The sequence below is a fragment of the Pseudoxanthomonas sp. CCNWLW251 genome (genome assembly GCF_037402255.1).
Classification (GTDB): domain Bacteria; phylum Pseudomonadota; class Gammaproteobacteria; order Xanthomonadales; family Xanthomonadaceae; genus Pseudoxanthomonas_A.
In genome coordinates, this window is sequence record NZ_JBBEGA010000001.1 from 158704 (window position 1) to 179251 (window position 20548).

20 protein-coding genes and 1 pseudogene are annotated in these 20548 nt (G+C 66.6%); 16 read left to right on the plus strand and 5 right to left on the minus strand.

The features are described 5' to 3' along the window. Positions 1-9 precede the first annotated feature (9 nt). Both WBN46_RS00670 and WBN46_RS00675 read left to right on the plus strand, forming a co-directional pair. A complete protein-coding gene (locus WBN46_RS00670) occupies positions 10-684 on the plus strand; it encodes a hypothetical protein (RefSeq protein ID WP_337729881.1) in 675 nt (224 codons plus the stop codon). A 67-nt stretch (positions 685-751) separates the two neighbouring features. After that, a complete protein-coding gene (locus WBN46_RS00675) occupies positions 752-1177 on the plus strand; it encodes a hypothetical protein (RefSeq protein WP_337729882.1) in 426 nt (141 codons plus the stop codon). A 15-nt stretch (positions 1178-1192) separates the two neighbouring features. Here WBN46_RS00675 and WBN46_RS00680 read toward each other — a convergent pair whose 3' ends face one another. Then, positions 1193-2629, minus strand: a complete 1437-nt coding sequence (locus WBN46_RS00680) for a class II fumarate hydratase (protein WP_337729883.1) — start codon at positions 2627-2629, stop codon at positions 1193-1195. Between the two features lie 141 nt (positions 2630-2770). Between WBN46_RS00680 and purB the strand changes: the two genes are divergently transcribed. The 13 genes and pseudogenes from purB (at position 2771) to pilH (ending at position 16837) form a co-directional block, all read left to right on the plus strand. Then, entirely contained in the window at positions 2771-4138 is a 1368-nt protein-coding gene (gene purB / locus WBN46_RS00685; protein WP_337729884.1) for an adenylosuccinate lyase, read from the plus strand. 26 nt (positions 4139-4164) lie between these two features. Then, complete coding sequence (locus tag WBN46_RS00690; protein ID WP_337729885.1) at positions 4165-4563, plus strand: VOC family protein; 399 nt, start codon at positions 4165-4167, stop codon at positions 4561-4563. Continuing rightward, the gene (bla, locus tag WBN46_RS00695; RefSeq protein WP_337729886.1) at positions 4560-5456 is read left to right on the plus strand and encodes a subclass B3 metallo-beta-lactamase; all 897 of its coding nucleotides are present in this window, start codon (positions 4560-4562) and stop codon (positions 5454-5456) included. The genes WBN46_RS00690 and bla overlap by 4 nt, the downstream gene beginning before the upstream one ends. 102 nt (positions 5457-5558) lie before the next feature. Further along, a pseudogene (locus tag WBN46_RS00700) lies at positions 5559-6803 on the plus strand (cupin domain-containing protein); the annotation flags it as partial. Positions 6804-6805: 2 nt separating this feature from the next. Continuing rightward, the gene (locus WBN46_RS00705) at positions 6806-7717 is read left to right on the plus strand and encodes a GNAT family N-acetyltransferase (protein WP_337729887.1); all 912 of its coding nucleotides are present in this window, start codon (positions 6806-6808) and stop codon (positions 7715-7717) included. 186 nt (positions 7718-7903) lie between these two features. Further along, entirely contained in the window at positions 7904-10732 is a 2829-nt protein-coding gene (locus WBN46_RS00710) for a 2-oxoglutarate dehydrogenase E1 component (protein WP_337730850.1), read from the plus strand. Positions 10733-10775: 43 nt separating this feature from the next. Continuing rightward, the gene (gene sucB, locus WBN46_RS00715; protein WP_337729888.1) at positions 10776-12005 is read left to right on the plus strand and encodes a dihydrolipoyllysine-residue succinyltransferase; all 1230 of its coding nucleotides are present in this window, start codon (positions 10776-10778) and stop codon (positions 12003-12005) included. A gap of 150 nt (positions 12006-12155) precedes the next feature. Next, entirely contained in the window at positions 12156-13592 is a 1437-nt protein-coding gene (lpdA, locus tag WBN46_RS00720) for a dihydrolipoyl dehydrogenase (protein WP_337729889.1), read from the plus strand. A gap of 122 nt (positions 13593-13714) precedes the next feature. Further along, entirely contained in the window at positions 13715-14023 is a 309-nt protein-coding gene (locus tag WBN46_RS00725; protein WP_337729890.1) for a hypothetical protein, read from the plus strand. Positions 14024-14026: 3 nt separating this feature from the next. Further along, positions 14027-14620, plus strand: coding sequence for a TIGR00730 family Rossman fold protein (locus tag WBN46_RS00730; RefSeq protein ID WP_337729891.1), 594 nt, complete (start codon positions 14027-14029; stop codon positions 14618-14620). A 409-nt stretch (positions 14621-15029) separates the two neighbouring features. Then, the gene (locus WBN46_RS00735) at positions 15030-15326 is read left to right on the plus strand and encodes a GIY-YIG nuclease family protein (RefSeq protein ID WP_337729892.1); all 297 of its coding nucleotides are present in this window, start codon (positions 15030-15032) and stop codon (positions 15324-15326) included. A 21-nt stretch (positions 15327-15347) separates the two neighbouring features. Further along, positions 15348-16340 carry a YhdH/YhfP family quinone oxidoreductase gene (locus WBN46_RS00740; protein WP_337729893.1) on the plus strand — a complete coding sequence of 331 codons (993 nt, stop codon included), beginning with the start codon at positions 15348-15350 and terminating at the stop codon, positions 16338-16340. Between the two features lie 104 nt (positions 16341-16444). Further along, the gene (pilH, locus tag WBN46_RS00745; RefSeq protein ID WP_093297747.1) at positions 16445-16837 is read left to right on the plus strand and encodes a twitching motility response regulator PilH; all 393 of its coding nucleotides are present in this window, start codon (positions 16445-16447) and stop codon (positions 16835-16837) included. Between the two features lie 64 nt (positions 16838-16901). Here the strand turns inward: pilH and cfa are convergent, their stop codons facing one another. The 3 genes from cfa to WBN46_RS00760 form a co-directional block, all read right to left on the minus strand. After that, positions 16902-18020, minus strand: a complete 1119-nt coding sequence (cfa, locus tag WBN46_RS00750; RefSeq protein WP_337729894.1) for a cyclopropane fatty acyl phospholipid synthase — start codon at positions 18018-18020, stop codon at positions 16902-16904. Between the two features lie 7 nt (positions 18021-18027). Next, positions 18028-18822 (minus strand): DUF3298 and DUF4163 domain-containing protein, encoded by a 795-nt coding sequence (locus tag WBN46_RS00755; RefSeq protein WP_337730851.1) that lies wholly within the window; start codon positions 18820-18822, stop codon positions 18028-18030. A 119-nt stretch (positions 18823-18941) separates the two neighbouring features. After that, entirely contained in the window at positions 18942-19235 is a 294-nt protein-coding gene (locus WBN46_RS00760; RefSeq protein WP_337729895.1) for a GNAT family N-acetyltransferase, read from the minus strand. 198 nt (positions 19236-19433) lie between these two features. Between WBN46_RS00760 and WBN46_RS00765 the strand changes: the two genes are divergently transcribed. Continuing rightward, a complete protein-coding gene (locus WBN46_RS00765) occupies positions 19434-19637 on the plus strand; it encodes a hypothetical protein (protein WP_192201043.1) in 204 nt (67 codons plus the stop codon). 145 nt (positions 19638-19782) lie between these two features. On the opposite strand, the gene WBN46_RS00770 is transcribed toward WBN46_RS00765, so the two are convergent. After that, positions 19783-20514: a hypothetical protein gene (locus WBN46_RS00770; RefSeq protein WP_337729896.1), complete on the minus strand. Its 732-nt coding sequence runs from the start codon at positions 20512-20514 to the stop codon at positions 19783-19785. Positions 20515-20548 lie beyond the last annotated feature (34 nt).

Genomic DNA, 20548 nt, shown 5'->3' on the forward strand with positions numbered 1-20548 from the left:
AGGAACGACATGAACCGCATCATTCCGATCGCGTCGGCACTCTCCCTCCTGTTGCTGGCCGCGTGTTCCCGGGGCCCGCAGTCCGGCGACAGCGCCGAAGTATCCGGTGCCTTGTGGGGCCAGAACCTCAAGCTCAACGCCACCGGTCACCCGAAGGCGGAGATCTCGGCCAAGGGCGACTTCATCATCGACGGCAAGACGGTCGAGGTGACCGATGCCCAGCGCACGCTGCTGGTGGCGTACCACCGTGAACTCGGCGGCATCGCCGATGCGGGCATCGCGACGGGCAAGGAAGGTGCCAAGCTGGCGGGCAAGGCCGTCGGTGCTGCAGTGAAAGGCATCTTCAGCGGCAATCCCGACCAGATCGAGCAGCAGATCGAGTCTGAAGCGAAGAAGGTGGAAGCCGAGGCCATGAAGATCTGCGAGCGCCTGCCCGGCCTGTACAAGGCGCAGCAGGATCTCGCCGCGTCACTGCCCGCGTTCCAGCCGTACGCGACGATGGACCTGGATGACGCCGAGGATTGTCGCAGCAGCCAGAGCAGCAGCTATGCCGCAGGTGAAGACGTCGGACGCGCGATCGGCGAAACCATCCACGGTGATACGAAGGACGGCTCGAACGTGAACGCGGCGGCGGAAGCCGATGCGGCCGCAGCCGCTGAGCCGGCGGAATCCCCCTCCCGTTGACGCCTCCCGCGCCGCCCGGGCGGCGCGCCAGCGCCCTAGTGCGCATACCAACCCTGCGGGAAACGACATGAAGACCCTATTGCCCATCGCCCTGGCTGTCGCCCTGGGTATCTCCACCGCGCATGCGGCGGATGCTGCCGATCCAGTGCGCGAACGCGCGTTCCAGGACCATATCGCCTACGTCGCGACGTTCGCGATGCCGGTGTTGATCGAGAAGTGTGTCGCGACCGATGCCACCTACCTGCAGCGCGCCGCGCCGGCGTACTTCCGCTACGTCAACACCCATCAGGACCAGATTGAACGAGGACGGCTGCTGACACTGGCCGAATTCGAACCCGGCGACACGCTGGCCGGATACCGGGAGCGCACCCTGGCCCAGCGACTGGGCCGGCTGGACACCGGCACGCCCGAGCAGAAGCAGCAGATGTGCGAAGGCGCGCTGGCGATGCTGTCGGGGACGAAGATCCCGGGCGAGTGGCCGCCGCGCGACTGACGCGCGGCGACACCCTCAACCGCCCCCGCCACCCGGCTTGCCATGGATGCCCCCCTTGGCCAGCACGGCCGGGTCCAGCAGCGGCCTGAGCGTCTTTTCCGGCAGCCCGGTGACTTCGCGCGCCACATCCAGCACCGGCCGGTTCTGCTTGTAGGCCTGCTTGGCGATGGCGGCGCCCTTCTCGTAGCCGATCACCGGGTTCAATGCCGTCACCAAGATCGGATTGCGGTCCAGCGCTTCCTGCACACGGTCGCCACGCACCTTGAGGCCGGCGATGCAGTCATCCGCCAGCAGCCGCGTCACGTTCGACAGCAGTTGGATGCCGTCCAGCAGGTTGTTCGCGATCAGCGGCAGGGTGACGTTCAACTGGAAGTTGCCGGTCTGGCCGGCCACCGTCACGGCGGTGTGGTAGCCCATCACCTGCGCGCACACCATCACCGTGGCCTCCGGGATCACCGGATTCACCTTGCCCGGCATGATGGAACTGCCCGGTTGCAGCGCCGGCAGTTCCACTTCGCCCAGGCCCGCCAACGGCCCTGAGTTCATCCAGCGCAGGTCGTTGGCGATCTTGGTCAGCGCGACGGCCAGCACGCTGAGCTGGCCGGACAGTTCGACCGCGTCGTCCTGCGCCGCCAACCCCTCGAACTTGTTCTGCGCACTTTCGAAGCGCGTACCGGTCCGCGTGGACAACACCTTTGCCACGCGTGTGCCGAAGCGCGGATCGGCGTTGATGCCGGTCCCGATCGCCGTGCCGCCCAGCGGCAGCCGGCGCACGCGCGTGAGCGTGTCCTCGATGCGCGCCTGGGCCGAGGACAGCTGCGCCGACCACGCGGAGAACTCCTGGCCGAAGGTCAGCGGCATCGCATCCATCAGGTGCGTGCGGCCGGTCTTGACCACTTTCGCCAGCGCCTTGCCACGCGCATCGATGGTCTTGCGCAGGTGCCTGATGGCCGGCAGCAGGTCCTCCATCACCGCCAGTTGCGCCGCGACGCGCAAGGCGGTCGGGATGACATCGTTGGAGCTCTGCCCCAGATTGACGTGGTCGTTCGGATGCACCGCCGCCTTGCCCGTACGCGTCGCCAGCGTGGCGATCACCTCGTTGGCGTTCATGTTCGACGAGGTGCCCGATCCCGTCTGGTAGACATCGATCGGGAAATGCGCGTCGTGCGCTCCGGAAGCAACCTCCTGCGCAGCCGCCTGCACGGCCTTGGCGATACCCTTGGGCAGCAGGCCGAGGGCGGCGTTGACGTCGGCGGCGGCGGCCTTCACCAGCCCGAGCGCACGGATGAACCCGCGCGGCATCGGCCGCCCGGAAATCGGGAAGTTCTGCACGGCACGCTGGGTCTGCGCACCCCATAGCGCGTCCACGGGCACCTGCAGTTCGCCCATGCTGTCGTGCTCGATACGGGTGCGTGCGGCGCGGGGCTTGCCTGCGGTCTTCTTCTGGGTCATCACCGTCTCCTGGAGGGATTCACGGCTTGCGCGACGGCAAGGAAGCCGGCGGCTGGCGGGGGCCACAGGATACGCCAGGCCGGATCGCCGCTTTCCCGGGGTAAAATGGAACGCTCCCTTTCAGCTCCCTCCCCCGCGCCCATGTCGGATTCGTCCCTGCTCGCCCTGTCCCCCCTCGATGGCCGCTACGCCGGCAAGGTCGATGCGCTGCGTCCGATCTTCTCGGAATACGGCCTGATCCGCGCCCGCGTGAAGGTGGAGGTCGAGTGGCTGCTGGCGCTGGCCGCCGAACCTGGCATCGTGGAGCTGCCCGCCTTTTCCGCGGCGGCGACGGCGAAGCTGCGCGCGCTGGCCGACGGCTTCAGCGTTGCCGACGCCGCACGCGTGAAGGAAATCGAGCGCACCACGAACCACGACGTCAAGGCGGTGGAGTACTTCATCAAGGAACAGCTGAAGGACGATGCCGGACTGGCGCCGGCGCTGGAATTCGTCCACTTCGCCTGCACGAGCGAGGACATCAACAACCTGTCCTACGGCCTGATGCTGGAACAGGCGCGCCGCGAAGTGCTGCTCCCCGCACTGGACGGCGTCGCCGCGACGCTGCGCACGCTGGCCCATGCGCAGGCCGCACAACCGATGCTGTCCCGCACGCACGGCCAGACGGCATCGCCCACCACGCTGGGCAAGGAGATCGCCAATGTGGTGGCGCGCCTGGAGCGCCAGCGCGCGCAGATCGCCGCAGTCGAGCTGACCGGCAAGATCAATGGCGCGGTGGGCAACTACAACGCCCACGTGGCCAGTTACCCCGACGTGGACTGGCCCGCCTTCGCGCAGCGCTTCGTCGAAGGCCTGGGCCTGGTGTTCAACCCCTACACGACCCAGATCGAGCCGCATGACAACGTGGCCGAAATCGGCGACGCCGCGCGCCGCGCCAATACCATCCTGATCGACCTGGCCCGCGACATCTGGGGCTACATCTCGCTGGGCTACTTCAAGCAGCGCCTGAAGGAAGGCGAAGTCGGTTCGTCGACGATGCCGCACAAGGTCAATCCGATCGACTTCGAGAATGCGGAAGGCAACTTCGGCATCGCCAACGCGCTGTTCGAGCATTTCAGCGCCAAGCTGCCGATCAGCCGCTGGCAGCGCGACCTGACCGACTCCACCGTGTTGCGCGCATTGGGTACGGCCTTCGGTCACACGCAGGTGGCGCTGGATTCGCTGGCCAAGGGCCTGGGCAAGCTGGAAGTGAACCCGCAGCGCCTGGACGCCGACCTCGACGCCGCCTGGGAAGTGCTGGCCGAAGCCGTGCAGACGGTGATGCGTCGCCACGGCCTGCCGAACCCGTACGAACAGCTCAAGGCGCTGACCCGCGGCCAGGGCATCACGGCCGATTCGATGCGTGCGTTCATCGAAACGCTGGAGCTGCCTGAAGATGCCAAGCAGCGCCTGCGCAAGATGACACCCGGCAGCTACACCGGCCTGGCGGAACGACTGGCGCGCGGCATCTGACCGGGGCCGAGCCGGACGGGACGACGATGCACCTGCTGATCAACATCGACGTACCCGATCTGGCCGCAGCGGAAGCGCTCTACACGCACGCATTCGGCCTGGCCGCCGCGCGCCGTTTCGGCGATGGTGGCGTGGAACTGCTGGGTGCGCAGGCACCCATCTACGTGCTGCAGAACGCCGCGGGTTCCGTCGCGACGACGGACGCGCAGCGCGACTACACCCGCCACTGGACGCCCGTGCACCTGGACGTGGTGGTGGAATCCCTTGAACCTGCCCTCGACCGCGCCCTGCAGGCGGGTCTGGTACAGGAAACCTCCATCCGCGAGACGCACTGGGGCCGCATCGTCCGCCTGGCCGACCCTTGGGGCCATGGCTGGTGCCTGCTGCAGTTCGTCAATCGCGGCTACGACGAGATTGCCACATGATGCTTCGCGCCACGCTGCTCTGCGGTTTGCTTGCCCTCGCCCTTCCGACCGCCGCGCTCGCCTCCGACACGCCTGCCGCCAAGGCCTGCACCGATGACGCCGGCTGGAACGACCCTGCCACGCCGCTGCGGGTCTACGGCAACACGTGGTACGTCGGCACCTGCGGCATCAGCGCACTGCTGGTGACCTCCGACGAAGGCCACATCCTGGTCGACGCCGCCACGCCGCAGGCCGGCGCGCAGATCCTTGCCAACATCCGTACGCTCGGCTTCAAGCCGGAGGATGTGCGCGCCATCGTGTTCTCGCATGAGCACTACGACCATGCCGGCAGCCTGGCGGAGTTGCAGCGTGCCACCGGCGCGCCCGTGTATGCGCGCGCACCCGCCGTGGACACGTTGAAACGCGGCATGCCGGACCGCCGTGACCCGCAGCTGGAGGTGGCGGAACCCATCACTCCGGTCGGGCATGTCATCACGCTCGCCGATGACGGCGTGGTGCGCGTCGGCCCGCTGGCGCTGCAAGCGGTCGCGTCGCCCGGGCATACACCCGGCGGCACCAGTTGGACCTGGCGCTCCTGTGAAGGCGACGCCTGCCACCCGATGGTCTACGCCGACAGCCTGACCGCGATCTCCGACGATGTGTATCGCTATAGCGACGACGCCGCGCATCCAGGCTACGTCGCGGCCTTCCGCGACACGCTGGCACGCATCGCCGCGCTCGATTGCGGCATTCTCGTCACGCCCCACCCGTCCGCGAGCCGCCTATGGACGCGGATCGGCCCCCGTGCGGACAGTCCGCTCGTGGACGCCGCCGCCTGCCGCGCGTATGCGCAGTCCGCCACCGTGCGCCTGGACAAACGGCTCGCCGATGAAGCCGCCACGCCATCGCCCTGACGAGTGCGCTGCCTTGATCGGCATCAATGCCCGGCGCCTCGTCCTTCGCGACGCTGGCCACCCTCTCCCATGCCCGGTTTGCCGCCGCGCGAATCCGAACCCATGAACAAGAAAAAGTCCTCGCGGTCCTCCTCCCTTCCCTTCGAGATCGATGCGACCCGCGATTTCCCGCTCGGCATGCCTGCCGAACGCTTCCTGCGCGATTACTGGCACAAGCGGCCACTGCTGATCCGCAATGCGTTCCCGGATTTCGAGACCCCGGTGCAGCCTGAAGACCTCGCCGGGCTGGCCTGCGAGGAAGGCGTCCTGGCCCGGCTGATCAGCCTGGACCGCGACACCGGCACGTGGAATGTACGCACCGGCCCCTTCCAGGAAGAGGATTTCCCCGGCCTGCCGCACCATGACTGGACCCTGCTGGTGCAGGACGTGGACAAGTGGGACCCCGACGTACGCGCGCTGCTGGAGCAGTTCCGCTTCCTCCCGCGCTGGCGTGTGGACGACATCATGATCAGCTTCGCCGCCACCGGCGGTTCGGTCGGCGCGCACGTGGACCACTACGACGTGTTCCTGCTGCAGGCACAGGGCGAACGGCGCTGGATGATCGATGCGAGCGTGGCGATGGGAAATGCCGCCCCCAACCTGGCATTCCAGGACGATGTGGCGATCAAGCTGCTCCGCGACTTCAATGCCACGCACGAGTGGGTGTTGTCGCCAGGCGACATGCTCTACCTGCCGCCGCTGGTGCCCCACCACGGCGTGGCGGAAAACGCCTGCCTGACGTTCTCGGTAGGCATGCGCGCGCCCTCGTCGGCGGAACTGATCGGCGACTACCTGGACACGCTCATCGCCGATGCCGACGAGGCCGTGCGTTATCACGACGAAGACCTGACGGCTCCGCAGGACCCCAACGAAATCGACGCCCGTGCGATGGAGCGCGTGGTCGAGGCGCTGAATGCCCTGCGCATGAACGACCCCGACCTCGTGGGGGACTGGTTCGGCCGCTTCATCACCACGTATCGGGCGTCCGGCGATGTCATGCCCGCGCCGGAGACGCCGTCCCGCATCGAAATGGAATGGGACCTGCAACAGGGAGCACGCCTGTTGCGTCATCCTTTCTCGCGTTTCGCATGGCGCCGCCGCCGCCAGGGCGCCAGCCTGTTCTGCAATGGCCTGGACTATGCCCTGCCGGTGAAGGACGCCCAGCAGTTGGCGGCGCTGGAAGGACTGGACAGCACCACGTACGGCACGCTCAGCGATGCCGGCCGCGACGCGGTGATGGCGCTCGCCGCGCAGGGCCACTATCAGCTGGCGTTCGACGACGACGATCCCGACCCGCAGGACGAAGACGCATGAAGGCCGCGCAGGACTATCACGTCGAAGCCGTCGACTACGCCACCACTTCCTCGCCGCTGCACGAGGTGCGGGATGCCGTATTCGTGCAGGAACAGCAGGTCCCCCGCGATCTGGAACGCGATGCGCTGGACCCGCTCAGCCATCACGTGCTCGCCCGCGACGGCGCCGGTCATGCCATCGGGACTGCGCGCCTGACGCCCGACCACCGGATCGGTCGCATGGCGGTGCTCCCGGCCTGGCGTGGCCGCGGTGTCGGCGCGGCCATGCTGGGCGCGCTGCTGGAGGAAGCGCGCCGTCGCCACTGGCCCGACGTGTCACTGCACGCACAGGTCGATGCCGAAGGCTTCTATGCCCGCCTGGGTTTCCTGCCCGAAGGCGAGCGCTTCTTCGAAGCCGGCATCGAGCACCAGGGCCTGCGCCGCACATTGTCCGGACCCGCCACCATCGCCCATCGCGCCGAAGCGGTCGCCATCACCACGGCCATCGTGGCCCAGGCCCGGCGGACGCTGGTGATCTGCAGCCGCGCGCTGGACCCGGGCCTGTGGGATGCTCCCTCCGTAGTGGATGCAGTCCGCCATTTCGCCACCCGCCAGACAGGCGCACAGATCCAGGTGCTGCTGCAGGATGCCGGCACGCCCCAGCGCATGCTGGCTCCCCTGATCGGGCTCGGGCAGCGCCTGCCCAGCGTGTTCGCCTTCCGCGAAGTGCAGGACCCGGTCGACCTGTCTTATACGGCCGCCTTCGTCGCCAACGATGATCACGGCTACTATCACCGCCCGCTGGGCCATCGCTTCGACGGCGAAGCCGGCCTGACGCATGCCGGCCGTGCCCGCCAGCTGAGCGACGAGTTCACCCGGATGTGGGAGCGTGCGCGTCCCGTGACGGAATACCGTGCGCTGGGCATCTGATCAGGCACCGCCGTCGCCACGCCCGGCCGCATCGCCTGCCCGCAACCTGCGCCTTTAGTCCAATCCGGTTACGCCCCCCTCCCGGCATGGGGGTATAATTTCCGGGTTTTCGTCCATGCGCGTGAGACACAGCGCGATATGGGCCGCAAGCGCCCCCTCGACTACCCACAGCACGCCATCGCCATCGTGGACAATCTCCTGAAGCAGTTCGCGCAATCCTCGCAGCTCAACGGGGGCAACGCCTCCTACGTCGAAGACCTGTACGAGCAATACCTCGTCGCCCCGGACAGCGTGGGCCCCAAGTGGAAGGCCTACTTCGACGGATTCAAGGGCCACGAGGCGGGTGATGTCCCGCATTCGGTGGTGATCCAGCAGATCACCGACGCCGCCCGCCAGGCCGCCAACAACGGCCATGTCGTGGCCGCCGGCGGCGACGAGCGCGAGCGTAACGTCGGTCGCCTGATCACCGCCTATCGTTCGCGCGGGCACCTGGGGGCGCAGCTCGACCCGTTGGGCCTGACCCCGCCGGTCAATCCGCCGGACCTGGACCTGGCCTTCCACAACCTGTCCGAGCGCGATCTCGACAGCGAGTTCAGCACCGGCAATGTCGGCGGCAACACGCGCATGAAGCTGCGTGACCTGCTGGCTCGGCTGAAGGCGGCCTACACCGGCCCCATCGGCGTCGAGTTCATGCATATCCCGGAAGTCGACCAGCGCCAGTGGCTGTACCAGCGCCTGGAAACCGCCGGTGGCCAGTTCGGCCTGTCCGCGGAGGCCAAGCGCCGCACGCTGGAGCGCCTGACGGCGGCCGAGGGCCTGGAACGCTACCTGCATACCAAATACGTGGGCCAGAAGCGCTTCTCGCTGGAAGGCGGCGACGCGCTGATCCCGCTGCTCGACACCATGATTCGCAGCGCGGGCGAAGGCGGGGTCAAGGACATCGTGGTCGGCATGGCCCACCGCGGCCGCCTCAACGTGCTGGTCAACACCCTGGGCAAGAGTCCGCGCAAGCTGTTCGACGAGTTCGAAGGCAAGTTCGAACATGACAACAGCCTGGCCCACGCCGGTGACGTGAAGTACCACATGGGCTTCTCCGCCGACATCGCCACGCCCGGCGGCCCGGTCCACCTGGCGCTTGCCTTCAACCCGTCGCACCTGGAAATCGTCGACCCGGTCGTGGCCGGCAGCGTGCGTTCGCGCCAGGAGCGCCGCACCGACGCCGCGCGCCAGACCGTGCTGCCGATCATCATGCATGGCGACGCCGCGTTCGCGGGCCAGGGCGTGGTGATGGAGCTGTTCCAGATGTCGCAGGCGCGCGGCTTCGCCGTCGGCGGCACGCTGCATGTCGTGATCAACAACCAGATCGGCTTCACCACCAGCAACAAGGAAGACGCCCGTTCCACCATGTACTGCACGGATGTCGCCAAGATGGTCGGCGCCCCCGTGTTCCATGTGAACGGTGACGATCCGGAAGCGGTGGTCTTCGTGGCGCAGATGGCGTACGACTTCCGCCAGCAGTTCAAGAAGGACGTGGTGATCGATCTGGTGTGCTACCGCCGCCACGGCCACAACGAGGCGGACGAACCCGCTGCGACGCAGCCGGTGATGTACCAGACCATCCGCAAGCACGCGACCACCCGCGAGATGTATGCCGCCAAGCTGGAAAGCGCGGGCATCATCCCCACCGAGGGCGGCAAGGCGCTGGTGGACGAGTACCGCAACAAGCTGGATTCGGGCGAGTACACCACCGAATTGGCCAAGCAGAAGGGCGACGAGCTGGCGATCGACTGGTCGCGCTACCTGTCCGGCAAGCTCAGCGATCCGGTCGACACCAAAGTCAAGCGCACGTCGCTGGATTCGCTGGCGAAGATCATCACCACGATCCCGGCCGGCGTGGTGCTGCATCCGCGCGTGGCGAAGATCTACGAAGACCGCGTGAAGATGGCCGCCGGCCAACAGCCGGCCGACTGGGGCTTTGCCGAGAACCTGGCCTACGCCACGTTGCTGGCCGAAGGCCACGGTCTGCGCCTGGTCGGCCAGGATGCGGGGCGCGGCACGTTCTTCCACCGCCACGCGATCCTGCACGACCAGAAGACCGACAGCTACTACCTTCCGCTGCGCCAGTTGGTGGAGCAGCCGGAACAGGCGACCGTCATCGACTCGCTGCTCAGCGAGGAAGCGGTAATGGCATTCGAGTACGGCTTCTCGACCACGGATCCCAACACGCTGTGCATCTGGGAAGCGCAGTTCGGCGACTTCGCCAACGGCGCGCAGGTGGTGATCGACCAGTTCATCGCCGCCGGCGAAGCCAAGTGGGGCCGCATCAGCGGCCTGACCCTGCTGCTGCCGCACGGCTACGAAGGCCAGGGCCCCGAACACAGTTCCGCGCGCCTGGAGCGCTTCCTGCAACTGTGCGCGCTGGAGAACATGCTGGTCTGCGTGCCGACCACGCCGGCCCAGTGCTACCACATGCTGCGCCGCCAGATGCGCATGACCACGCGCAAGCCGCTGGTGGTGATGACGCCGAAGTCGCTGCTGCGCCACAAGCTGGCCGTGTCCACCCTGGACGAACTGGCCAATGGCGAATTCCAGCACCTGATCCCCGACGCCGGCGCCGATGCCAAGAAGGTCAAGCGCGTCGTCGCGTGCTCGGGCAAGGTCTACTACGACCTGGTGGAAGACCAGCAGAAGCGAGGTCAGGACGACGTCGCCCTCCTGCGCATCGAGCAGCTCTACCCGTTCCCGCGCGAGCAGCTGGCTGCCGAACTCATGCGCTACGGCAAGGCCACCGAAGTGGTCTGGTGCCAGGAAGAACCGCAGAACCAGGGCGCGTGGTACCAGATCAAGCATCACCTGCAGGCATGCCTGGCGGACAAGCAGTCGCTGCACTATGCCGGCCGCCCGCGCTCACCCTCGCCTGCCGCCGGCCATTTCGCCGAGCATGTCGAGGAACAGCTGAAGCTGGTCGCCGATGCGCTGGTCAACAAGCTCGGCAACGACAACGTTGCCGAATAAACCCCAAAATTCCTAGAACAACACCACCAGGACGTCCCATCCCATGGCCACTGAAGTCAAAGTTCCGGTTCTGCCCGAGTCCGTCTCCGATGCCACCATCGCCGCCTGGCACAAGAAGGTGGGCGACGCGGTCAAGCGCGACGAGAACCTGATGGACCTGGAAACCGACAAGGTCGTGCTGGAAGTGCCCTCGCCCGTCGATGGCGTGCTGAAGGAAATCAAGTTCAAGGAAGGCGACACGGTGACCAGCCAGCAGTTGCTGGCCATCATCGAAGAAGGTGCCGTGGCCGCCGCCGCGCCCGCTGCCGCCGAAGAGAAGAAGCCTGCCGCCGGTGCGCAGGAAGTGCAGCCGAAGGCCGAAGCCGCCAAGGCCGACGCGGCCGCGCCGTCCAGCACCAAGCCGTCTCCGGCTGCCGCCAGCACCGACGGCCTGCCGCCGGGCGCCCGCTTCACCGCCGTCACCCAGGGCATCGACCCGGCCAACGTCGAAGGCACCGGCCGCAAGGGCGCCGTGACCAAGGAAGACCTCATCAACTACGCCAGCGGCAAGACCGCCGGCGTCAGTGGTGGCGCGCGTCCGGAAGAACGCGTGCCGATGACCCGCATCCGTACGCGCATCGCCGAGCGCCTGATGCAGTCCAAGAACTCCATCGCCATGCTCACCTCGTTCAACGAGGTCAACCTGGCCAAGGTCATGGAGATGCGCAAGGAGCTGCAGGACGACTTCGTGAAGGCCAATGGCATCAAGCTGGGCTTCATGAGCTTCTTCGCCAAGGCCGCCGCCAATGCGCTCCAGCGCCACCCGATCGTCAACGCCTCGGTCGACGGCAACGACATCATCTATCACGGCTACGCCGACATCTCGATCGCGGTATCCACCGAGAAGGGCCTGGTGACGCCGGTGCTCCGCAACGTCGAGCGCATGGGCTTCGGCGACATCGAGAAGGGCATCGCCGAATACGCCAAGAAGGCGCGCGACGGCAAGCTGGGCCTGGACGACCTGCAGGGCGGCACCTTCACGATCACGAACGGCGGCACCTTCGGTTCGCTGATGTCCACGCCCATCGTCAACCCGCCGCAGAGCGCCATCCTGGGCATGCACGCCATCAAGGATCGCGCGATCGTCGAGAACGGCCAGGTCATCGCCGCGCCGATGATGTACATCGCGCTGAGCTACGACCACCGCATCATCGACGGCAAGGACGCGGTGCTGTTCCTGGTGGATATCAAGAACCAGCTGGAAAACCCGCACCGCATGCTGCTCGGCATGTGATGCACCGAGCCCCTCTCCCTCCGGGAGAGGGGTTGGGATGAGGGTACGACCGCGGCCGCGTCGTCCGGCATCCCTGCTCCGCCACACCCTCATCCGGCGCTTCGCGCCACCTTCTCCCGGCGGGAGAAGGGACAAGCAAAGGACTTCCAAATGGCTGAACAATTCGACGTCGTCGTCATCGGTGCCGGCCCGGCCGGCTACCACGCCGCCATCCGCGCCGCGCAGCTGGGCATGAAGGTCGCGTGCATCGACGCCGCGCTGGGCAAGGACGGCAAGCCCGCGTTGGGCGGCACTTGCCTGCGCGTGGGCTGCGTGCCTTCCAAGGCGCTGCTGGATTCCTCGCGCCAGTTCTGGAACATGGGCCACCTGTTCGGCGACCACGGCATCAGCTTCAAGGACGCGAAGATCGACGTCGAAGCGATGGTTGGCCGCAAGGACAAGATCGTGAAGCAGTTCACCGGCGGCATCGCGATGCTGTTCAAGGCGAACAAGATCACCCCGTACTACGGCTTCGGCCAGCTGCAGCCGGGCAACGTGGTCAAGGTGAAGCAGCACGACGGCAGCGAAGTCGAGCTGAAGGGCACCAACGTCATCATCGCCGCCGGTTCGGATTCCATCGAACTGCCGTTCGCCAAGTTCGACAACGAGACCATCGTCGACAACGTCGGCGCGCTCGACTTCACCGAAGTGCCGAAGCGCCTGGCCGTGATCGGCGCCGGCGTGATCGGCCTGGAACTGGGCAGCGTGTGGAAGCGCCTGGGCGCCGAGGTCGTGATCCTTGAAGCCCTGCCCGACTTCCTGGCCGCCGCCGACGCTGAAGTCGCCAGGACCGCCGCCAAGGAATTCAAGAAGCAGGGCCTGGACATCCGCCTGGGTGCCAAGGTCAGCAAGACCGAAGTCACCGGCAAGGGCAAGAAGAAGGAAGTCGTGGTCACCTACGCCGATGCCGAAGGCGAGAAGACCCTGACGGTCGACAAGCTGCTGGTCGCGGTCGGCCGCAAGGCCGCCAGCAAGGGCCTGCTGGCCGACGGTACCGGCGTGAAGCTCAACGAGCGCGGCCAGATCGAAGTGGACGACCACTGCCACACCGGCGTGGATGGCGTGTGGGCCGTCGGCGACTGCGTGCGTGGCCCGATGCTGGCGCACAAGGGCTTCGAAGAAGGCATCGCGGTGGCCGAACTGATCGCCGGCCTGCCCGGCCACGTCAACCTCGACACCGTGCCGTGGGTCATCTACACCGAGCCGGAAATTGCGTGGGTCGGCAAGACCGAGAAGCAGCTCAAGGACGAAGGCATTCCGTACAAGGCGGGCAGCTTCCCGTTCGCGGCGATCGCACGCGCCGTTGCCATGGGCGAACCGGCCGGCTTCGTGAAAGTGCTCGCGCATGCCGAGACCGACCGCATCCTCGGCCTGCACCTGGTCGGCGTGGGTGTATCGGAGCTTGTGCACGAAGGCGTCATCACGATGGAGTTCAACGGCTCCGCGGACGACCTGGCCCGCATCTGCCACGCGCACCCCACCCTGTCCGAAGCGATCCACGATGCGGCCATGGCGGTGGACAAGCGCGCGATCCACAAGGCCAACTGATCCTGATGCTCCGCACCAACGGCCCGGTCTTCCGGGCCGTTCTGCTTCCGGGACTCCACCGCCGACGGAAAACCATGTTCTCCTTGCTGCTCCTGATTCCCCTGACGACATCGGCCACCCCCATGACATCTCCCGACGGGCACGATGATCCGCACGCAAGATGCACGCTGGTGGACGTGGGCATGAACCTTCGAGAAGCGCTGGCAATCATGCGACGCCCACCCGACAGCACGCTCAGTGGCCACAGCGCCGCCGGCGCGGCCGGTGATCCACCCGCAGGCAGCTTCGCGATCGACTTCTGGCAGACCACCGATGCACAGGGCGTCCGCCGCACGTCCGCATTGCGTTACAGCGGCGGCACCATCGAAAGCGTGGACTGCGGCCGCGTCGACGTCGCGTCCGCCGTCCCCTCGCCCTTGAAGGAAGACTGACCCATGCGTTCCCTCTGCGTTTACTGCGGCTCCAATGCGGGCAACAAGCCCGCCTACACCGAACGCGCCATCGCCTTGGGCGACCGCATCGCGAAGGAAGGCCTGCAGCTGGTCTACGGTGGCGGCAACGTCGGCCTGATGGGCATCGTCGCCGACGCGGTGCTCGCTGCTGGCGGTGAAGTCATCGGGGTGATTCCCGAACAACTGGTGGGCTGGGAAGTCGCGCACAAGGGCGTCACCCGGCTGGAAGTGGTCGCCAACATGCACGAACGCAAGAAGCGCATGTTCGACCTGTCCGACGCTTTCGTTGCTCTCCCCGGCGGTTTCGGCACGCTCGACGAGATGTTCGAGATGCTGACTTGGCGCCAGCTCGGCATCGGCGACAAGCCCTGCGCGTTCCTCGACGTGGAAGGCTTCTACGCGCCGCTGATGGGCATGATCGACCGCATGGTGGAGGAGCGCTTCCTGCACCCCGAGCAACGCAACGACCTCTGGCATGGCGACGACCTCGATGCGATGGTCGCCTGGATGCGCGCCTACTCCCCGGCGCAGGCCGACAAGTGGATGGACGAGAAGCGGCGCAAGTCGTTGCGCTGAGCTGCGTCTCCGTCGTCCCAGTGAACGCCGGGACCGATCTTGCTCTTGCGGCGACCACCACGGCGCTCACGACCAATGGATTCCAGCGTTCGCTGGAATGACGGTTCGGGCGGATCATGCGCCAGCACTCCTCCTTCGTCGTCCCAGCGAACGCTGGGACCCATCTTGCTCTTGCGGCATTCACCACGACACTCACGGCCAATGGATTCCAGCGTTCGCTGGAATGACGGCTTCGGGCGGATCACGCGCCAGCACTCCTCCTTCGTCGTCCCAGCGAAGGCTGGGACCCATCTTGCTCTTGCGGCGATCACCACGACACTCACGGCCATTGGATTCCAGCGTTCGCTGGAATGACGGGGTCGGTCTATAGTCCACTGACGAAACCAAGGACAGGCAAAGGAGAGCCTGCATGCCACGGGAACGGATTCCCTGCGTCTACCTGCTGTCCAGCCAACCACGAGGCACCCTCTACGTCGGTGTAGCGTCCGACCTTCCAGCACGTATCTGGCAGCACAAGCATGATCAGGTCGATGGCTTCACCCGACGCTATGGCATCCATACTTTGGTCTGGTATGAGGTCCACGCGCAGATGGAATCTGCGATCCTGCGCGAAAAGACACTGAAAGCCTGGAAGCGGATGTGGAAAATCCAACTGATCGAGGATGTGAATCCGACGTGGCGCGATCTTTACCAGGACATCCTTTGAGACGATAGAGACACAACAACGATGACCCTCACCACCTTCAACGCCTTCCGCATCCACAACGACGCCGCCGGCTATCGCAGCGGCATCGAGGCGCTGACGCTCAGTGCGCTCAACCCGGGCGAAGTGGTCATCAAGACCGCGTACTCGTCGGTCAACTACAAGGACGCGCTCGCCGGCACCGGCGAAGGCAAGATCCTCCGCAAGTTTCCGCTGGTGGGGGGGATCGACGTGGCCGGGCATGTCGTGGCCTCCACCGATCCCGCTTTCCGGGAGGGCGATGCCGTACTCGTCACGGGTTGCGGCCTGAGCGAGACGCGCGATGGCGGCTATGCCGAGTACGCCCGGCTGGAGGCGAAGTGGGTCATTCCCCTGCCCGCCGGCCTCAGCCTGCGCGAGAGCATGATCCTGGGCACCGCAGGGTTCACCGCCGCGTTGGCGCTGTTCCGCATGCGCGAGAACCGGCAGACCCCCGACCTCGGTCCGCTCGCCGTAACCGGTGCCACCGGCGGCGTGGGCTCCCTGGCGGTGGACATCTTCAGCAAGGCGGGCTTCGACGTGCATGCGATAAGCGGCAAGCCTGAGAACACGGACTATCTGAAAGCCATCGGTGCCCGCGAAGTGCTGGGGCGCGACGCGTTGGCGACGGCGCGACCGATGGAGACCGCGCGCTTCGGTGGCGGGCTGGACAACGTGGGTGGGACGATGCTGGCCAGCCTGCTGGCCCAGACCGTGCCCTATGGCAATGTGGCCACGGCCGGGCTGGCCGCCAGTGCCGAGCTGCCGACCACCGTCATGCCCTTCATCATCCGCGGAGTATCCCTCCTGGGGGTGGCCTCGGCCGGCACCGCGCGCGACATCCGGGACGCGGTCTGGCAGCACCTGGCGAGCGACTGGAAGCCCGCCCACCTGGAGACCATCTGCACCCGCGAGACCCGCCTGGACGAGCTGCCCGACGTATTCCGCACCATGTTGGCCGGCGGCTCCTTCGGCCGCACGCTCGTGCGAATGGGATGAACGGCAGTGGCGGTACGACGGGCGTCATGTGCTGGCCGCGTTCCCCATTTGTCTTGTCTCGAACACGCTCTACAATCGACGGCGGGGACAATCTGGGGAACTCCATGGCAAAAATTCTGATCGTCGACGATTCACCGTCGCAACTGCTGGGCATCCAGCGCATCGTCGAGAAGCTGGGGCACGAATCCATCACCGCCGAGGACGGCGCGGCCGGCGTGGAAGTCGCCAAGCGCGAGCTCCCGGACATGGTCCTGATGGACGTGGTGATGCCCAACCTCAACGGGTTCCAGGCCACGCGCACGCTCAGCCGCGAAGCCACGACCAAGCACATCCCCGTCATCCTGGTGACCACCAAGGACCAGGACACCGACCGCATGTGGGGCCTGCGCCAGGGCGCCAAGGCCTACCTGACCAAGCCGTTCTCGGAAGACGAACTGGCCGAGGTGATCGAGCGCATCTTCAACGCCCGCGAGCTGCCGTCGCCGCCCTCCGCCTGAACCGGCAGGACATCCACCGACATGCGAAGAGCAGGCCCCGGCCTGCTCTTTCCGTTCCAGCGCTTCATCTTGGCGCCACGTAGCCTCCGGGGACGCCGCGCGGTGACAGCACGACCTGCCAGAGCTGGGACCGGCGACTGCGGAAGGTGGCCATCGACACTGCAAGATAGAACCGCCACATCCGCCGGAAGCGCTCGTCGTAGCGCGCATCCAGTGCATCCCACGCCGACTCGACGTTCTCGCGCCACGCCTGCAGTGTGCGGTCGTAGTCCGTTCCGAAGTTGTGCCAGTCCTCCAGTACGAAGCGTCCTTCGATGGCCTGCGTGATCTGCAGCGCGGATGGCAACATCGAATTGGGGAAGATATAGCGCGCTATCCAGGGATCGGTGCGGTTGACCGACCGGATTCCGCCGATGGTATGCAGCAGGAACAGGCCTTCCGCCGGCAGGCAACGGCGCACCACATCGAAATAGCCGGCGTAGTTCTTCATGCCGACATGTTCGAACATGCCCAGCGAGAACGCGGCGTCGAACGACTCGTCCACCTCCCGGTAGTCCTGCAACCGGATCTCGATCGGCAACCCCGCGCAGAGTGCGGTGGCGTACTCCGCCTGTTCGCGGGAAATGGTGATGCCGACACCGCTTGCGCCGTAACGCTCGGCCGCGAACTTCAGCGCCTCGCCCCAACCGCAGCCGATGTCGAGCACGCGCATGCCTGGCTGCAGGCGAAGCTTGCGGCAGACAAGATCCAGCTTGGCTTCCTGGGCGGCATCCAGGTCCTTCGCCCCACGCCAGTAGCCGCAGCTGTAGACCAGCCGGCGGCCCAGCATCGCGCGGTACAGATCGTTGCCCAGATCGTAGTGGCGTCGCCCGACTTCGCGACTGCGGCGTGGCGATTGCAGGTTGGTCAGGCGCGCACGCAGCGCATCGAAGACCTCGCCTGCGCGGTGCACGCGTTCGTCCAGGCGGGCCGCCAGCAGGCGGAACAGCAGACCGTCCAGCGAGGCCGTGTCCCACCAGCCTTCCATGTAGCTTTCACCCAGGCCCAGCGAACCCTGCCCCAGCACGCGCGCATGGAAGCGCGCATCGTGCACCTGCAGGTCCCACGGCCGGTCCCCTCCGATCAGCACATCCGCTTCGGCCAACAGGTCCGTGATCCTGCGCTGGAAGCGGTGATGTGGCATTGCGGCATCAGCGGGCGAACAGCCCCGCGTACTCAGGTGCCACGTGCGGCAGCAGCACGGCGGCCGGCACATCGACCGCCTGGGTACCGTCCGCGTAAGGGCCCACTTGGTAAGGGGGGAAGACGAAACGCAGCGCCGTGATGCGGCCCGCAGCGTCCAGCACGGGTACGAACTCGCTGAAATTCCCGGCGTCGGGCTCGGTGCCTTCGTCGATCATCCGCGCGGTGCTCTTGATCAGCGCGGCCCGATCCGTCGGCGCCAGTTCGTCCTCATCGGCCCGGGTCACCACCGCCGTGTGCAGCTGCTCCCGCACGTAGTCGCTGATGGCACGCCACCCTGCAGAACCCGGCACCAGCGCCGCTGCCGTCAGCCGCGTGTCCTGCTGCGGCAGCCAGACGAAGCGCGCGATCAGCGGCTGACCATGTGCGCCCCCGGTATAACGGCTGCCGTCCGCAGCGACCGCCACGATCTGCGGTGTATCCACCACCTGCTCGAACGCCAGCGACAACTCGTACGGTGCGGTGGGCTTGTCGTTGCCGAAGGCCTCCACCGCTTCCATCAGTTCGGCGCGTTCTGCCGTCGCATAGTCCGACAGTGCCTTGGCCAGGCCGGGATACCGGTTGACCGAGGCCGGATAACTGATTCCCACCACATAGCGGTCCGTACTTTCGATGACATCCTTCAGCTCGACCGGCGGGGCAGGCGCGTCAGCGGGCGCCGCGCCAGGCGGGGCAGGATCACCGGAGGCGGTGGGCGGTACGGCGGCCTCGCGCTTGCAGGCGGACAAGGCCAGGACCGCCATCAACAGCAAGGCGGTCCGGAGGAAGGGGGGTGGGGAAATGTTGGGGGACACGTTCGGGCTCCTTCCGGGTGTGTGATGGCCGTCATTCTAGGCCGCGCCATTGCCTTCCTCCAGATACATCAGGCATCCACCAGATCGACGTACTCGGGATGCCGCTGAACGTATGCGGCGGAGTACGAGCACGCGGGCACGACACGCCAACCCTGCGATCGCGCATGGTCCAGCGCGGCCTTGACCAGGGCAGCGGCGACGCCGCGCCCGCCGATGGCGTCGGGCACGCCGGTATGGTCGATCACCATGCGGCCATCGCGCAGCGAGTACAGCAATTCGGCTTCCCGTCCGTCCAGCCGGGCGGCAAAGCGGCGGGCGGCCGGGTCGTGATGCAGGTCGAGGGAGGGCTGGTCACCGGTCATGGCGTCTCCGTGGCAGGGGGCTCAGGGGCATTGTGACCCAATGCCCAGACGTTGCTGTGGCAGAACTGGACGCATCGCGTCACATTCATGCTTGTGAAGGATTCGATGTCCGGGATAAACGTGACGGACACCTCATAACGCATGTTGGCACGATTGCTGCGTGGTACGGCTCAAACGAACTGCAATCCGGAGCCCGCCATGAGCCTGATCGAAGAACTGCCCGACGTCTCCAGCGCCAGCGATTTCACCCTGCTGGAAGGCCTGTACCAGCTCACCGTCACCGGCCACACCAAGGACTGGGAGTTCGAGCGTCTCAACAACGCCGTGTACGAGCGCCTGATGTCCACCTACTCAAGCAGCGACAACGCCGGCGTGCACGCCGTCCACTCGCTGGTGGATTGATCGCACGACCTTTCTACCGGGTGCTCCGGCGCGGCGCAGGGGTCCGCCTTCGGGTGTGACTGCCGCGCCGGAGTCCCGTCCCGGCCGCATCGCCTGACGCGGCCAGCACGCAGTTCCACCTCCCCTTTCTCCAGGGCGTCGCAAGTCACTCGCCGCGATGGTCGCGCTTGCCCTGGTTGCGCCGGTCCTGTGTTCCCGCGCTGCCCTGGATGGCTTTCATCCTGCTTTCGGCAGCATGCAGCTCCAGCGCCTTGCCTGCGGCTTCCGAAGAGACGAATCCCGCACCCGTCGCCGCCCCCTGATCGTGGTGATCGAGCTGTTGCCACGGCGCAGGTTGCCGATCCAGTTCGTGCTTCTGTTCCAGTAACGCGCGTGCTGTTTCAAGCGCCTGCGTCGGCGTGATCCTGCGCGGCGCGCGTTTGCGGGCCGGCGTCTTGCGTGCTGCAGGCTTCCCAGCGGTCCGGGATCCTGCCGCGCTGCCCACCGTCTTCTTCACGGGTGTCGCCGCGGACTTCCTCGCGATCTTCTTCGCGACACCCTTGCGCGCGGGCTGGGGGCCGCCAACCTTGCCTATCGTCTTCTTCGCCGAGACCTTCCTGGTTGCTACCTTCGTTGTCGCTGCCTTCTTTGTCGCGATCTTCTTCGGGGCGGCGCCCGCCTTCCGGGTGCCGACGCGCGGAGTCGCCTGCTTCGTGGCCGCCTTGCCGGTCGCGGTCTTGCGCGTGGCCTTCGTCGTACTCTTCGCGACCTTCCTGGCCACCTTCTTCGCGGCTGCTTTCTTCGCGACCTTCCTGGCGGGCGCTTTCTTCGTGGCGGGCTTGCTCGCGGTCTTGCGGGTTGCCTTGCGTGTCTTTGCAGTTGCCATGCGCTGCTCCACGTGTGAGACGTGGCACCGGGATAACACGCAGGAC